A 15,586-nucleotide genomic window follows, 5' to 3' on the forward strand; every position below is an offset into this window, starting at 1 on the left:
CTGCCCACTTGACAAATCGATCTCCATATCAGGATGACCAGGCGGGCCGTCGCGCAGGATGACCAGGCGGGCCGTCGCGCAGGATGACCCGGGCCCTATTCGCGCGAACTTTTAGTACGCCTAAATATTTAGGAAACTAAATTTAGGAGTGCTAAATCTGTGCGCCTGCGAGGCGGGCGAGCGCCCACGGCCAGTCGATGCGCTCTTGCTCGAGCCGCAGCGCTGGCGCGTAGCGGTCGGTCACGAGGTCTTCATAGAGTTCACGCTCGGCCTCCGTCAGGTGCGGCAGCGACACGTTCGCGGGCGACGTCTCGCTGCCCCACCGCGCCTCGTGGGCGAGCAGCGTCTCACGATCCATCAGCACCGAGCGCACACCGGGCAGTCGCCCCCGCACCCGATTCAAAATCGCGAAGCCGTGAGTGTCGAGGTCACCCCAGTAGAGCACATCACCGCGCTCTGCTGCGGGTTCGAGCCACGCCAGCGACGCGGGGGTCGCGGCGTCGTAACCCTTGCCCCACAGCACGACCCCGCCCGCGGGCACCGGCGCACTCAGGTAGCTCACCTCGTTCTCCACGATCAGCGCCCGCGTCACCTGCGCCCGCACCCGCGACAGCTCGTCGAGCCGCAACGACGCTTCGGTAAGCTCACGCGGCAGTCCCAATAGATCCGGATCGAAACGCAAGCGCACAAAGCTGGGTTTGGCCGCAAGCCCCAGCGCCGTCGTGAAGCCAGCCGCGCTCGCGGGCACCGCGAGCAGCTCGGCGAGGAGGCTGCGGTGCCGCTCGATCAGTTTGGTGTCGACGCCCGCCGCATCGACCTCGCGCAGGTACTTGCCCGAGCCGCGGTGCCAGTCGAGCCAGTCACGCGCGCGCAAGATCGCGGGCCACTCGTGCGCGATCTGCGTCGCGCGCAGCGGGTGCGCCAGAGCCCACGCGTGTGCCTCGGGCACGTTCGCGGCCAGCCGCAGCACCTCACCAAACGCTTCGACGGTGTGTCGCTGCTCGAACCCGGCAGTCTGCGCCTGCGCGAGCACGCGCCAGGCCTGATCGTAGCTCTCGATGATCGCGCGGCCGGGCAGGCTCGTGCGGCCGAGGCTGCGGCCGCCGACCACCGTCGTTTCGACCCTAAACGCGCGTCCGCCGTCTGCGGCGCGTTCGATGCGGGCGGCCCAGGCTCGCGCCGCCGACAGGTGCTCGGCAAGGCCTTGCGCCTGTGGGCCCTTGAGCGGCACCGCGATCGGGGTGAAGGGCGCGCCCATTGCGTGATCGTGCAGCAGCCGCCCGGTCTTCCACACGCGCTGCACGCGCGCTGCGATGTCGGCCGGCGACGTCCATGACACGGGGTCGGCGCTCGCGGCACCGGCTGCACGGGCTCCGGTGGCACGGGCCTCGGCGGCAGGGGCCGCGCCCGCGGCCCGATCCGCCGCGTTGCCTGCGCCACGCGCCCCGCCGCCCACAGACGCCCCGCCCACGGCGGTCATCGCTCGCTGGCCCCGCGCTTCGCCCGAAACTCTTCGACCGTGAGCGTGTGCACCCGCGACGCCGCCCCCTCGGGATTGTCGACGAAGCCGATCGAGTGCACGTAGGGCTCGATCACGTGCACTTTTTGCAGCGGTGTGACGATGAGCAGCTGCAGCCCGAGCTTCGCAAACAGTTCGAGCGCGTAGCGGGTCGACTGGTCAGAGCCGCGGCCAAACGCCTCGTCGATCACCACGAACCTGAAGTCCTTCGACTTGGTGACGCCCCACTCGAGGCCAAACTGGTACGCGAGCGACGCCGCGAGAATCGTGTAGGCGAGTTTCTCTTTCTGCCCGCCCGATTTGCCGTCTGAATCGGTGTAGTGCTCATACGTTTCACGGGTCTCACGGTCGCGCTCTGACGCCGCAAACGTGTACCAGTTGCGCACGTCGGTGACGCGGGCCGTCCAGGCGCTGTCGGCCTCGGTGCGGCCCTCGCGCCCGCGAAACCGCTCGATGATACCGCGCACCCGCTCGAACCGGGCCCCGCCGTCGTCAGCGCCCTCGTCGCCGCCGATCAGGTCGCCGGTCGCAGCGCGCAGGTCGGTTTTGAAGTCGCGAATCTCGGTGTTGACGGTGGGCTCTGCGACGAGCTCGATCACGCGGCCGGGGTTGTAGTCGATCGCCCCGAGGGCCTCGTTGATCGTCGCCACGCGCCCGCGAATCTCTTCGGCCTGCCGTGACAGCCAGTGGTTAAACCCGGCCAGGTCATTGATCGCCTCAGTGTTGAGTTGCCGTTTGAACTCGGCCTCAAACCTGGGCAGATCATCGTTCTTAACGCGCTCGTGCACCCGCCGAAACTCGCCGATCGCGGCGACGCTCGCGTCCATCTCGGCCGCGAACTCGGGCCACCTGCGCAGCACCTCGCTCATCTGCTGCTGCACGCGCGTCGTGTGCCCGTTCATCTCGCGCTGCGCCGCATCGATCGCCTGCGTCAGTTCACGGCCCAGCTTGGTGCGCAGCGCGTCACACTCTTCAACGGTGCCCACGCTGCGCTTGCCGGTGCGGCCCCGCAGCTGCGGGTATCGTTCGCGCGCGGCCGCCATGGTTTCGTGCCCGATGCCCGCCAGCTGCCCCGTCTCTTGGCGCAGCCGACCCCGCAGCCGGTCGAGCTCGGCTTCAAGCCGGCCGATGCGTTTCACGACCTCGTCATAGGCGTGATCGAGGCGCGCCTTCTCGGCGGCAAGCTCGTCAAGTTGCAGATCGATCTCTTTGAGCCGCGATGATCCGGCAAGAATGCGGTCACGCTCGCCCTGCAGCGCCGTGACCCGAGCATGCGCGCCTGCCACATCGAGCTCGGCCCACGAGGCGTACTCCTCGAGCCGCGCGAACGCCTGGATCGCATTCGACAGCGCGCGCTCCTCGCCGTCGAGCGTTTCGAGCTGGGCCGCGGCCGCTGTGATGCGGTCTTGGAGCTCGGTAAGCTCTGCGCCGAGGGCAGCGATCTTACGTTCGCTCGAGCGGCCGAGCACCCAGCGGCGGGCGTCGCCGACGCGATAGCGGTCGTCTTTCTCGTGCCGGTCGCGGTCGCGCACGAGCCCCTCGCGGGTGACGGCGCGATCTTCGCGGGCGAGCGCCTGCGCGCCCTGCACGAGCCGGTGCTCAGCGCGGCGCGCGAGCTCACCGCGCAGGTAGCCCGCGAAATCGCCCGGCTCAATCTCGAGCACGTCGAACAGCCTGAGCGCCCCGCCCACCGCCTCGGTGGGGGTGGCGCGCACCTGCCGCTCGGGCACGCGCAGGTAGACGAGCCGGGCGCCCAGATGCTGCTCATTCACCCACGCCGACACCTCGGCGTAGCGCGCCTGCGGCACGAGCATGCTGAGCGCAAATGGCCGCAGCACGCGCTCGGCCGCGCCCGTCCACTCGGTGTGCTCGGGCTGTACTTCGATCAGCTCGGCCGCAAACGGCAGCGCCTGCTCGTCGAGCCCGAGCGCCGCGCACAGCGCCTGCCGCACGCGCACGAGCTCGGGCGGCAGGTTGTTGCGCCGTTGTTCAAGGCTCTCAATTTCTTGCCGGATCTCGTTTCTGCGCGCACTGTCTGCCCCGTGTGCAAGCACGATCGGCCGACGCTTCTCAGCGACGAGCTTGCGTTCTTCTTCGGCGCGGGGCTTTGCCGTGGCGGCGAGCGTGAGGCGCTCACGAAAGGCCTGCTCGTTCGTGACCGCGTCGAGGCCCGCGTCTTGGAGCAGCCCCGCGAAGCGGTCGTGTTTGCGGGTGCAGTCACGCAACTGGGCTTCGGCCACCGGCAGCTCGGCATCGATCGTGCCGAGCCGGTCGCCGCCCGCCTGCATACGTTCAAGCTGCAGCGCCTCGCGCTTGGGAGTGATTGCCGTGCGGCGGGCATCAAGCGAGCCCTGCTCGGCCTGGGCGCTCGCGAGCTCGGCGTCGCCCGCCGTGATCGCGTCGGTGAGCACCTGTTGGGCGAGCTCTGAGATGTAGATCGCAAGTGCTTCGCGCTCGGCCTCGTGCTGGGCACGACGTGCGGCGGCCGCCTCATAGTTGCCCGCCGATTCCATCAGCGGGTCGAGCAGAGCGAGCTGTTCGGTCGCCTTCTGTACGGCCTCGTGTGACCGGGTGAGGTTCTCGAAGTGCTCGACGATCGTCGAAATCTTGCGGCTCGCATCGACCTGTTCGAGCATGTGGCTGCGCACGAAATCGTTGAGGTTGCCCACCGATTTCATCGACACGGTCTGGTGAAACAGCTCCATCGCCTGCTCTGACTTGATGCCGAGCAGGCGCCGCATGCGCCTGGCGTAGTCGGGGAACGTGGTGTCGATGTCGGCACCACCCTTGCGCAGCCTCGCGCGCAGCTGCTTCAGATCACTGCCAAAGTCGCTGAAGTCGCCCGCGACGCTCATGCGGCGCCCCTGGGTGACGTAGAACCGTTCGGGCTGCCCCGCCCGATCCTTCTGATGGAACACCTGCGCGATCGTGACCTCTTGGCCGAAGCCCTCGTTCACGAAGACACCCAAGATGACCGAGTACGAGCGGTGATCGCGCAGCCCCACGGGGCGAGAAGCGCCCGTCGCTTCGTTGCGCTCTGAGCGGTAGTGCCCCTCAACATAGCTGCGGAGGCTGCGCTCTTTCGTGCCGGCGCCCGCGGCCTTGTTGTACGAGATCTTGTTGGCCGGCAGCAGCAGCGTCGTGACCGCGTCAACGAGGGTCGACTTACCGCTGCCAATATCGCCGGTGAGCAGCGACGTCGCACCGTTCGGGCCGAGGCTCCACACGCGCTTATCGAACGTGCCCCAGTTGAGCACCTCGAGCTGGTGCAGGCGGTACCCGGTGCGGCCGGCGCCTCCTGCCTCGGGGGTGTCGAGCTCGAGCGACGAAAACAGGGCGTCAGTCATCGGTGTCTCCTGTCGTGGCGGCGCCCGCCAGTTCGCTGGCTACCGAGCCCGCCGCGTATTCCTCAAGCTTGGCTGCAAAATTGGCCATGGTTTCGGTGTCAACGTAGGCCTTGAGAATACGTCGCACCTCGAAGGATCCGGCGCCGTGTTTGCCGCGTAGCTCACGCAAGAAGCCGAGCTTCTCGACCTGCGAGATCGTTTGATCGACCTGCTGCAGCACGCGAGCTTCGTTCGTCGAGTCGGCTAGAAACAGCCGCAGCATCTCGAGGATCTGCTCGCGTTCGAGCACGAGCTTGCCCTCGCCGCCGCCCGCCTCAAACTCGACGAGCCGCTTGCGCATGAGCAGCAAGAGCAGGCTCACGGGGTAGGTGAGCGCGCGCCGCTTCACGAGCCGGGGCAGCGCGTCTTGCCCCTCGTCGACCTCGGCCGTTTTGAGGAACGCGTAGCCCTCGAGCGGGTCGATGACGACCCGCACGTCGATCGTGGCGAAGTGGTCTTGCACCTGCGCCTCGTGGCGCTCGAGCGTGCGCCACGCGTCTTCGTGGGTTTCGCGGTAGACGACGCCCTGCATGAGCTTGACGATGGCCGTCGAGACGGCCTGCTCCTCTGGTGCCCTCATCGCACGCTCACCGTCGCGCGGGGCAGCGTGACGCGTTTGGCCGCGCCTGCGAGGTCGGTGTAGTCGATGGTCATCTCCTGCTCGTCGTGAAGTTCGATGGTGAGGTCGTCGTCGCTGAGCGCGAGGTACCCGAGAATCTCGGCGATGCCCTGCTCGATCGGGTACAGCGCGAGGATCTCGTCGAGCTCGGCAGTCGCGCGGGGCGGCACGACGGCGCGAATGTTGCCCGCGAGGCGGGCCGCGTCGACGAACTGCTGCGACAGCAGCGCGTCGTACTCGACCGTCTCTTCTTCTACCGGCGCGAGCAGGCTGTCGACCTGCGCCTCGGGCTGCTTGCTATAGAGCGGCCGCTCAAACGGCAGATCGACCGGCAGGCCCGGCAGATCGATCTCGAGGCCCAGAGAGAGGGGCGGATCGGCCCGCACCTTAAGCGCCGCGACCTCGGCCGCGCGCACCAGGTCGAGCACCCGGCGGCTCTCAAGCCACTGCTGGTCTTCAAGAAAGCGGCGCAGCTGCTCTGAGAGGCTACGCACGGTTTGTTGGGTGCGCTCGGCCGCGTCGGCCCAATCGTGGTGAATAAACCTGATGCGCCGGTCGGCGTGCACCTGCGGCATGCCCTGCACCGACGTAACAAGCTCGGCGAGCTCAGACTGACGCTGCTCTGACAGCAGAAAGTCGTAGAAGGCGCGAAAGCTGCGACCCTGGTCTGACGCGGCGATGTCGGTGCGGCTCGCCATCAGTTCGTCGAGCAGTGCACCCTTGCTGCCCTCCCAGCCTGTAATGCGCTCGCGCGCCGACCGGTCGAGGCCGCGAAAGTTCTCTTCGACCTCGCGAAAGTCTGAGAGCAGTTCGCGCGCCGTCGACGAGAACAGCTGGTAGCGGTCACGCACGGCCGATTCGTCGAGCAGCTCGGCCCGGCCGTCTTTCACGGCGGCGATCTCTGCGTCGATTTCGACGCGACGGCGCTCGAGCTCGGCGATGCGGGCGGCCGGGTCGGTTTCGCTGCCGTGCACGATCTGGCGCAGCAGTTCGAAGAGTGTGTGCAGGCGCGACTCGGTGCCCACAAAGCTGCGCTTCTGCAGGTCTTGCACCCACCGGTAGGCCTTCTCAACCGCGGGGGTCGCGTCGTAGTGCACCTCTTCTGAGTCGACGGGGTAGAACTTGCGTAACCACCCGCGCTCGGGGGCCGCCCAGTCGTTGAGGTAAGCCTCGGGGGCGCGCGGGTACGACTCAGCATCGACCTGGTGAATCGCATAGAGGTGCTCATCGAGCGCATCGATGAGGCGGCTCGCGGGCGTCGCCCCGGCGTTCTGTTCGACGAAGTGTTGCCCCAGAAACGACAGCACGAGCGGCGCGCTGCCGGCGCTGAGCAGCCGCCAGGCCGGGTGCTGATCACGCAGCTTCGCGATGTCTTCGAGATTCACGTTCTCAGGGTATCTGGCACGTGCGACACGGCGCCACGCGGCCCGCGACAATGCGCACGATGGCAGCGACATTGACATTCTCGTTGAAATGGATCCGGCCGATGGCAATATCCTCATGCGCGCATCCGGCCTCATGGAAGAAGCACGGTTACTCTTTGGCCGGGACGACCTCGACATCTTTCCTGTTCAGCTGCTCAAGCGCCCAATTTCACAGGCTGCACTCTCTGACGCGGTTCGATTGTGAGCCGCAGCAATGAAGAGCGCGCTGCAGACATGCTGCAGGCTATCTCCCGATGCCAGCGGCTAACCCGACATGGCATTGCTCAGGAGACGTAGAGCACGAATGGCTCGTGGCCTAGCTCGAGCCGAGTATGCGGTCGACATTGCGCGATACGAATGCACGGGCGTGCTGCGCCTGATCGTGGTCGAGTTCGTTCCATGCGTGCGCATTCTGCTCGCCCACACGCTGAGCAATTGATCTGACACGAGCCTGCAGCTCATCGGCGTCCAGTCCGTTTACCATTGCGAATTTTCTCCAGTGTGGCAGGTTCACCGCTTGGGAGAAGCTTGCCCCCGCTATTTTCATGGCGAGTTTTTGGTCCACTTCTGGGTATAGAAACAGCGGCACGACATCGTAGATTGGCGCTATGGCACAGCCCCCTGGGCGCAAGAGAAGCGAATAATTCTTTGCGTGCGCGTCTGCGTTGCCCAGCAACACGTTGAAGATCAACTGATCCAAGAAAGCACGACGGAGCGCACCCTGCGGGTCCAGGCGCGCCAATAGGGCGAGAATCTTCGAAGCCGGTACTCCGTACTTGCGTTCAGGTGCCACTCCCAGGCTCTGGGCAAGATCTTCGACGTGTAGACGCCGCGCGAGCGGCGCCTGACCAATCAGGCGGTCGAAGCGGGTCACGACAAATGCGGTCTGTTGTTCATGGGTCTGCACCTCGGCCGTCGGTGCGTCGATCCCCGCGCGTTGAGCGAGGCGTAAGGCGGCGCATTCAGCTGCCTCAATTCCCCTAAATCTAGGGCTTCCCGGCTTCACAATATGGGTGGATGGCACGCTCTCATTGGGCCAGTACCAGTCACTCTCCACACGCGCGAGCGCGAACTTACCCTGCGCGCCGGCGAGTGAGAACCGCGCAGGTACGCCGCTCGGCACGGCGTCTGATGAGTCACGCTTAATGGCGGCGATGCGCTGCGCAATGTCACGGGGCAGTGCGGGAGCAAGATCTGCCGCGGCGATCTCGGGCTCTCGCCCCTCTGGGAGAAGCATGAGCCCACCAGCCAGGTCACCGCCTGCCTTGCTCAACAGCGCAAACAGTGAGGTGTTCGCAGCCCCGTACACGCTCGCCATGCGCGCACGGGTTTGCTGCTGCTCGGGTAGCAAGTTTTCGAGGAATCTCTGCGCAGCAGATCGGCTCGCTGGCCGTTGATCTCGTGGAAGCGAGAGAGAAATGGGGATTTGTGGCGCATTAGCGTCGTACACAAACGACACCCCACCACCTTCAAAGGTGAACCGACCCGCGTAGGCCCCTTCGAACCAGGCCTCCAAGTGTTCGCTCATGCGAGCGCCATCTCGGGTAACGAGGTTGCTTCGATGTTGAGCGCCCTCAGTACGCGCATGACCTGGCCCGGCGAGGAAAGCGGCTTCACTGATTCAATGTCGCTCACGAAAGGTGGGGTCACATCAGCCAATTCGGCCAACTCGCGCCGGCTGAGGCCTCGCACCGCGCGTTCTGCGGCGACAACCTGGGCAAGGTCTTCACCTCGGTGCAGGTACTCTGTGGGGCGCCGCAGCATGTTCCGCAGGTATGTATCGTCGCCACGGGTCGCGTGTGCGAACAGAGTGTCGCCCCACAAGTCTTGCTCTGCGTATTTCGGTCGCCAGTCGCGAAGCAACTGCGAGGGGGATTGAGCCTCGCGCAGGCTCCGAATTCGCGCGGCCGTACGCGCCCGCGCTTGCCCGGCAAGCCCCTCAAGCGTGCGCAGTTTGAGCGCGGTCGTCAGGCGCCGCCACGAGGTTTCAGAGAGCGCCCTACTACGTTTTGGTTGCGCCAGCTCGTCGATCACCCAGCGCGACCCCGCGCGTCGTGCAGTGATTCGCCCGTCGGCAATCATTGCGCGCACCCTGCGTGGTGTCACACCCAAGCTCATCGCAGCCTCGCGCACATCCATGACACAACTATACCGCAGTTTCAGCCGCGACCGCTCCGGTGGCAACAGAGCCTTGCGGCAGCGTCACCCCGCAGTCGAAGCCCGCACCACGAGCTCTGGTACAAACTCAATCTGCTGCTGTGCAATCGCGCCGAAGCCTGCGCCCGCACCCGCCGCGCCCGCCGCTTCGCGCAGCAGCAGTTCTACCGCGGTCGCGCCGATCTGCATCGCAGGCTGGCGCACCGAACTGATGGGCACGACGGCGGCACGCGTGAACTCAATGTCGTCGTAGCCGAGCAGCGCGATATCGTCTGGCACGCGTAGCCCGCCGGTCATCGCAAGGGCCTGCAGCACCCCCATCGCGATCAGGTCATTCGCCGCGAACACCGCGTCGGGCCGCTCACGGGGCGCAAGTGTGCTGGGCGAGCTGCTCACCGACGCCGCCCGCATCAGGTTCACGAGGCCAGTGTTCGATGTGAACGACCCCGTGTTCATGCCGCCCGGCAACATTCCGGGCCGGATCACGGCGTGGTACACCGATCGCGGTGAACGCCCACCCGGGTCTCCCGCCGAAATGGTGCGCTGCATCGTCGAGAGCCTCGCCCAGGCGTTTGCAGACGCGGTAGTCACGGCCGCGTCTCTCGCCGACCGCTCGGTGTCGGTGATTCACATTTTGGGAGGCGGCTCGCTCAATGCGCTCCTGTGCCAGCGGTTGGCCGACCGTGCGGGGCTGCCCGTGCTGGCCGGCCCAGTCGAGGCCACCGCGATGGGTAACCTGCTGGTGCAGGCGCAGGCCCTCGGTCAGATCGCTGACGGGCTGCCCGCGCTGCGCGCGGTGGTGGGGCGGTCGTCGCAACTCGTGACGTACACTCCGCGGTAGGGTGCGCGGTAGGTGCCCGCGACGACGGGCACCTACTTACTACGCCGCACACCCGCTACGGCACCGGCAGCTTGCCCGCGGCGTGGGCGTCGGCGAAATCTCGGCGCATCGCACGGCGTTCGGCCCGCCCCACAGGGGTATCGGCCGGGGTCGCCCCCAAGAGCCGCTTCGTGTACGGGTGCCCCGGGCGCTCAAACAGTTCGTCGGCCGCGGCGATTTCGACCATGCGGCCCGAACGCATCACCGCGATCCGGTCAGAAATATGACGCACGATCGCGAGGTCGTGCGCGATAAACAGATAGCTCACGCCGGTCTCTTGCTGCAGATCCATGAGCAGGTTGATGATTTGGCTCTGCGTAGACAGGTCGAGCGCGCTCACCGCCTCGTCGCACACGACGAGCTTGGGTCGCAGCACGAGGGCACGCGCGATGGCGACGCGCTGCTGCTGGCCGCCCGAGAGCTCACCGGGCAGCCGGTCGAGGTGGGCCTGCTGCAGCCCCACCTGGTCGAACACCTCACGCGCACGCCTGGCGCGCTCGACGCGGTCGCCAATGCCGTGCCGTGCGAGCGCGGTTGTGAGCGCCGCCTGCACCGGCTGGCGCGGGTTAAGCGACATGGACGGGTCCTGAAACACGGCCTGCACGTCGCGGCGGTACGACAGCGGGGTGCGTTTGCCGAACGAGGTGATGTCGGTCCCCTCGAACTCGACCGTGCCGGAGGCGGCGGGCAACAGCCGCAAGATCACGCGGCCGGTGGTCGATTTGCCCGAGCCCGACTCCCCCACGAGGCCGAGGGTTTCGCCCGCGCCAATGTCGAAGCTGACCCCTTCGACGACGCGCTTCTCGGCGCCGCCAAACAGGCCGCCACCGCCGTACGAAATCGCGAGGTCGCGCACCCGTAAAAGCGGGGCGCCTGCCTGCTGTTGTGAAGCACTCACTGTGCGGCCTCCAGTTCGTGGGTCAGGTCGAGCTCGGCTGCGCGTATGCAGCGCACACCGTTCTCGAGCGGAATCGTCGCCACCCGGCACTCCTCGGTGGCAAACGCGCACCGGCTCGCAAAGTGGCACCCGACGGGCCACTGGCCCGCGAGCGGCACGACGCCGGGAATTGTGGGCAGCCTGTCGCTCGGGCTGCGCGGGCCGCTCGCGGCACCGCTGCGAGTGGGGTTCGCCGACAAGAGCGCCGCCGTATAGGGGTGATGCGGGCGAGCGAACAGCCCCTCCACCGTGGCGGTCTCGACGATCTCACCGGCGTACATCACGGCGACACGATCGCACGCCTCGGCGGCCACCCCGAGGCCATGTGTAATGAGCAGAATCGACAGCCCAAACTCGTCGCGCAGGTCGAGCAGCAGGTCGAGCACCTGCGCCTGCGTCGTCACGTCGAGCGCGCTCGTCGCTTCGTCGGCAATGATCAGGTCGGGCTGTGACGCGAGCGCGATCGCGATCGCTACGCGCTGCGCCATGCCGCCCGAGAACTGGTGCGGGTAGTCGTTCAACCGCCGCTCGGCGTTCGCCACGCCCACGCGGGTGAGCAGCTCGGCCGCCCTGGCACGCGCCGCCGCCCCCGTCATCTTGAAGTGCACGCGCAGCGGCTCCATCAGCTGCTTGCCGATCGTGTGCACGGGCGACAGCGACGCCATTGGGTCTTGAAACACGGCGGCGAGGCGCGTGCCACGCACGGCGCGCAGGTCGCGCTCACCCAGCCCGGCGATGTTCTCGCCATCGAGCCGGATCTCGCCCGCACTCACCCCGATTCCTGCGGGCAGAAGCCCCAGGATGGAGCGCGCCAGCATCGACTTGCCCGACCCCGATTCGCCGAGCAGGCCGACAATCTCACCGCGGCCGATCGTGAGCGAGACGTCGCGCACGAGCGGCACGGGCTCGCCACCCGCGTAGAGCGCGACGCCCAGGCCGCGCACGTCGAGCACGGGCACGGCGAGGGCCGCGTCTGCTGCGGCCGGATCCGGAACAGCGGTTTCACGCACAGCAGCGGTCTCAGACACAGCAGCGGCGGCGAGCGCAGCGGGCGCCTCGCGCTTGCGGGCCTTGACCGGTTTGATGCGCTTGCGCTTGTCGCCGGCGAGCGCGTCATTGATGCCGTCACCGAGCATGTTGAAGGAGAGCACGGTGAGTACGATCGCGACGCCGGGGGGAATCGCGAGGAACGGCTGCAGCGCGAGCTTGGCGGCGGCGGTGCCCAGCAGCCCGCCCCAGGAGGGCACAGCCGACTGCAGACCGATGCCGAGAAAGCTTAGACCCGACTCGATGATGATCGCCGAGCCCGTGAGAATGGCGCCCTGAATGACGAGCGGCCCGAGCAGGTTGGGCAGGATCTGTTTGAACACGATCGCGCTCTCGCGCAGGCCCGACACCTTGGCCGCATCGATGTACATCTTGCCGCGCTCGGCGAGCGCGATGGCGCGCGACATGCGCGCGAAGTTCATGCAGAAGATGAGGCCGATCGCAAGCATCAGCGACGGCAGACCGCGCCCCAGAATCGCGATCACCGCGAACGCGACGAGCATGCCGGGCATCGCGTCGATGATGTCGACGAAGCGGGTGCCAATGCGGTCCCACCAGCCGCCGCGGTAGCCCAGCAGCAGGCCGAGCGGCACGCCAATGAGCATCGCGACGAGCACCGAGCCGATGCCCACCGCGAGCGCGATGCGTGCGCCGTAGAGCATGCGGCTAAACACGTCGCGGCCGTTGTCGTCGGTGCCGAACCAGTGCTCGGCAGAGGGCCCCTGCAGCACCTGATCGGGGGTGAAGTTGTTCTCGAGCGGGTCGTACGGGGCGATTGCGCCCGCAAACACGGCGCAGAGCACCACGATCGCGATCCACACGAGTGACAGCACGACGGTGGGCTGCCCCAGCAGGCGGCCAAGAAACTTCGACTTGCCGCGCGGCGCTTCGCGCTTGGTGAGGCGCAGCACCTGAGTCTTGGGAGGGGTGGGGTTACTCACTGGGGCCTCGCCTTCGGGTTGATCAGGCCGTAGCTGATGTCGACGACCAGGTTCACGGCGATGATGATCACGGCGATCACCATGACGGTGCCCTGCACGAGCGGAAAGTCTTTGCCGATGACGGCGTTGAGCAACATCGTGCCCACGCCTGGAAATGAGAAAACACGCTCCATGACGAGGCTCGTGCCAAACAGAATGGAGACGGCGAGCGCGCTCGAAGCGAGCACGGGCACCATCGCGTTCTTCAGCGCGTACACCCAGATGATGCGCAGCCTGGGCACACCGGCCGCGGTGAGCGTGTCGGCGTAGCGCGACTCTAAGGCCTGCGCGATCGCGGTGCGAGTCTGCCGCGCGATGAGCGCCGAGGCGCCCATGCCGAGCGCGATCGCGGGCAGCACGAGCCCTCTAAGCCATGCGGCCGGGTCTTGTTCGGGCGGGGTCCAGGCGATCACCGGCGCAATGTTGAATTGGATCACAAACACCAAGATCAGGATCAGGCCGAGCCAAAACTCGGGTACCGACTGCATGAACGAGGTGAAGGCGGTCACGCCGCGGTCGACCGCGCCGCGAGCGTGGGTGCCGGCCAGCACTCCGAGGGTGAGGCCAATGAAGATGGCGACGACGAGGCCGCCGGCCACGAGCGACAGGGTGGCGGGCAGCCGCTGCGCGATCAGTTCAGAGACGGGGCGCCCGTTTTGCAGCGAGACACCAAAGTCGCCCTGCACCGCGGCGGCGAGCCACTCGACGAGCCGCACGAAGAAGGGGCGGTCGAGGCCGAGCTCGGCCTCGACGCGCGCAATCTCCTCGGGGTTTGAGCCCGCATCGCCCAGAATCATGGCCGCCGCGCTACCCGGAATCAGGTAGACGAGCAAGAACACCAGCACTGAGACGATGACGAGCTGCGGCACGACAAGCGCGAGGCGTGATGCAATGAGTTTCAGCACGTATGCTCCCTGGCCCGGTTCGCTCGTGGTGCCATGTCGGTTCTCTCCTTCGAGTGTGGTGCGTGGGGGTGGGGCGGCGCGGGTTACGCGCCCGCGGGCTTGATCGCGTGGTAGTCGATCAGGTTCTGCTCCCACACCTGGGGTGCAGTTTGTACGTCGGTGACGGTGTCGGTGTTGTACCCGACTGCTTTCTCACCGGCGAGGAAGTTGCAGGCGAGCGCCTCGTCAGAGATCTGCTCCATCACGGCCTCCCATTTCGCGTCGGCCTCGGGGCCGCCGCCCGCCTTCTGTGCCTCGACGGCGAGGCCCTTGAGCTCGCCGCTCACGACCTTGGAGGGGTTGGCCGGGGCGGTCTCAGAGAACCAAGCACCGTACCAGTCGGCCGGCGTGATCTGCGGGTTGTTACCCATACCGAGCGCGTACTGTCCGCTGTTCCAGGTCGACAGGTACTGCGGCACGGTCAGCTCCTGCACCGTGATCGTCACGCCCGGCAGCTCGCTCATCTGTTCGGCCCGGATCACGGACTCCTGTTTGTTGAACGGCGCCGCGCCGATCTCGGCGTTCACCGTCGGGTTGCCGAGTTCTGCCCACAGTTTCTTCGCCGCGTCGAGGTCCTCCTGAAACCCGGTGATGTTGGCGCTGTAGCCGGGCTCGCCCTCCACAAAGTGCTGGTTGTGCGCGACGCCGCCCTTGAGGTCGCTCACCACGTTGGCGTCCATCGCGAGGCACAGCGCCTGGCGCACCTTCGCGTCTTCGAACACCCCGCCTTCGCCGCGGTCGAAGAAGGTGATGTTGTTGCGAATCGCTTCGTACTGCAGGTAGTCGGCGTTGGGGGCCGACTCGAGGCGCGGAATCTCGTCGTCTTCGATCGCGCTGACGTCGAGATCACCCGACAAAAGCGCCGCGGCAGAGGCCGTCTCGTCGACGATCGCGTCGACCTCGATGTTGGCGAAGTACGGCTTCTCACCCCAGTAGTCGGTATTCTCGCCGAAGAACGCCTTGGTGCCGGCGACCGACTTCGATTCGTCGTACGCCCAGGGGCTCGTACCCACAGGGTTTGTCTCGATCGAGCCGTCGGCGATCGCGGCGGGCGAGGCGATGGGCAGGTTGCGCTGACTCAACAGCGCGAGGAACGTGCCGTAGGGGCGTGTGAAGTTGAACTTCACGGTGTGATCGTCGACGACTTCGACCGACTCGACGCCGGCCTTCAGTGGGCCACCAAACTGGCCGCCCACCACGTCGCTCACGTACTCGGTGTTGGTTTTCACTGCTTCGGCGTTAAACGGGGTGCCGTCGTGAAAGGTGACGTCGTCGCGCAGCTTCATCGTGAGGTTCATTGCGCCCTCGCCAAACTCCCACTCGGTCGCGAGATTAGGCGAGATCGTACCGTCCTTGTCGCGCAGCACGAGCGTCTCGTATGGCACGCGCATGTGGCCCGGCTCCATCTCCTGGGTGCCCGGCGCCCAGCTGTCGGGCAGCGCCCCCCAGTTCACGCGCAGGGTGTCGCTTGCGGCCGCGGCACTTGATCCGGAGCCGCCGCTTGAATCACCGCCGCCGCTGCAGCCCGTGAGCAGCAGGCCCGCGACACTGAGCGGCACGAGAGTCTTCATGAGGATGGTTTTCTTGGACATGGACGCCTCCTTGCGTCTGGCTGTGCGAGTGGCACATCACCGCTGCACATTATTGCGAATATCGAACTACAGATGTTTTGAGTGTTGAGATCTATGAAGAT

13 protein-coding genes are annotated in these 15,586 nt (G+C 66.6%); 2 read left to right on the plus strand and 11 right to left on the minus strand.

Annotation, left to right across the window (positions count from 1 at the left end):
- Positions 1 to 151: 151 nt before the first annotated feature.
- From ACXR2W_RS11490 to ACXR2W_RS11505, 4 genes are read right to left on the minus strand one after another with little or no spacing between them, the layout of a single operon-like run.
- On the minus strand, positions 152 to 1,480 hold the full coding sequence (locus tag ACXR2W_RS11490) for a Wadjet anti-phage system protein JetD domain-containing protein (protein ID WP_458815970.1): 1,329 nt from the start codon (positions 1,478 to 1,480) through the stop codon (positions 152 to 154).
- On the minus strand, positions 1,477 to 4,866 hold the full coding sequence (locus ACXR2W_RS11495; RefSeq protein ID WP_458815968.1) for an ATP-binding protein: 3,390 nt from the start codon (positions 4,864 to 4,866) through the stop codon (positions 1,477 to 1,479). Before ACXR2W_RS11495 ends, ACXR2W_RS11490 begins: the two co-directional genes overlap by 4 nt.
- Positions 4,859 to 5,485: a DUF4194 domain-containing protein gene (locus tag ACXR2W_RS11500; RefSeq protein ID WP_458815966.1), complete on the minus strand. Its 627-nt coding sequence runs from the start codon at positions 5,483 to 5,485 to the stop codon at positions 4,859 to 4,861. The genes ACXR2W_RS11495 and ACXR2W_RS11500 overlap by 8 nt, the downstream gene beginning before the upstream one ends.
- Positions 5,482 to 6,909, minus strand: a complete 1,428-nt coding sequence (locus ACXR2W_RS11505) for a DUF3375 domain-containing protein (protein ID WP_458815964.1) — start codon at positions 6,907 to 6,909, stop codon at positions 5,482 to 5,484. Before ACXR2W_RS11505 ends, ACXR2W_RS11500 begins: the two co-directional genes overlap by 4 nt.
- On the opposite strand from ACXR2W_RS11505, the gene ACXR2W_RS11510 reads away from it, so the two are divergent.
- A complete protein-coding gene (locus ACXR2W_RS11510; RefSeq protein WP_458815962.1) occupies positions 6,893 to 7,153 on the plus strand; it encodes a hypothetical protein in 261 nt (86 codons plus the stop codon). The genes ACXR2W_RS11505 and ACXR2W_RS11510 overlap by 17 nt on opposite strands.
- A gap of 111 nt (positions 7,154 to 7,264) precedes the next feature.
- On the opposite strand, the gene ACXR2W_RS11515 is transcribed toward ACXR2W_RS11510, so the two are convergent.
- The 3 genes from ACXR2W_RS11515 to ACXR2W_RS11525 form a co-directional block, all read right to left on the minus strand.
- Positions 7,265 to 8,476 carry a HipA domain-containing protein gene (locus ACXR2W_RS11515; RefSeq protein ID WP_458815960.1) on the minus strand — a complete coding sequence of 404 codons (1,212 nt, stop codon included), beginning with the start codon at positions 8,474 to 8,476 and terminating at the stop codon, positions 7,265 to 7,267.
- Positions 8,473 to 9,087, minus strand: coding sequence for a helix-turn-helix domain-containing protein (locus ACXR2W_RS11520; RefSeq protein WP_458815958.1), 615 nt, complete (start codon positions 9,085 to 9,087; stop codon positions 8,473 to 8,475). Before ACXR2W_RS11520 ends, ACXR2W_RS11515 begins: the two co-directional genes overlap by 4 nt.
- Before the next feature lie 63 nt (positions 9,088 to 9,150).
- A complete protein-coding gene (locus ACXR2W_RS11525; protein ID WP_458815956.1) occupies positions 9,151 to 9,501 on the minus strand; it encodes a substrate-binding domain-containing protein in 351 nt (116 codons plus the stop codon).
- On the opposite strand from ACXR2W_RS11525, the gene ACXR2W_RS11530 reads away from it, so the two are divergent.
- The gene (locus ACXR2W_RS11530) at positions 9,482 to 9,946 is read left to right on the plus strand and encodes an FGGY-family carbohydrate kinase (RefSeq protein WP_458815954.1); all 465 of its coding nucleotides are present in this window, start codon (positions 9,482 to 9,484) and stop codon (positions 9,944 to 9,946) included. The two genes, ACXR2W_RS11525 and ACXR2W_RS11530, sit on opposite strands and share 20 nt — an antisense overlap.
- 55 nt (positions 9,947 to 10,001) lie before the next feature.
- Here the strand turns inward: ACXR2W_RS11530 and ACXR2W_RS11535 are convergent, their stop codons facing one another.
- From ACXR2W_RS11535 to ACXR2W_RS11550, 4 genes are all read right to left on the minus strand, one after another.
- Positions 10,002 to 10,883, minus strand: a complete 882-nt coding sequence (locus tag ACXR2W_RS11535) for an ATP-binding cassette domain-containing protein (protein ID WP_458815952.1) — start codon at positions 10,881 to 10,883, stop codon at positions 10,002 to 10,004.
- Positions 10,880 to 12,910, minus strand: coding sequence for a dipeptide/oligopeptide/nickel ABC transporter permease/ATP-binding protein (locus tag ACXR2W_RS11540; RefSeq protein WP_458815950.1), 2,031 nt, complete (start codon positions 12,908 to 12,910; stop codon positions 10,880 to 10,882). The genes ACXR2W_RS11535 and ACXR2W_RS11540 overlap by 4 nt, the downstream gene beginning before the upstream one ends.
- Positions 12,907 to 13,854: an ABC transporter permease gene (locus ACXR2W_RS11545; RefSeq protein ID WP_458815948.1), complete on the minus strand. Its 948-nt coding sequence runs from the start codon at positions 13,852 to 13,854 to the stop codon at positions 12,907 to 12,909. The genes ACXR2W_RS11540 and ACXR2W_RS11545 overlap by 4 nt, the downstream gene beginning before the upstream one ends.
- 83 nt (positions 13,855 to 13,937) lie before the next feature.
- Complete coding sequence (locus tag ACXR2W_RS11550; protein WP_458815946.1) at positions 13,938 to 15,485, minus strand: ABC transporter substrate-binding protein; 1,548 nt, start codon at positions 15,483 to 15,485, stop codon at positions 13,938 to 13,940.
- Between the last annotated feature and the right edge of the window lie 101 nt (positions 15,486 to 15,586).

It is taken from the genome of Leucobacter faecis (assembly GCF_054456695.2).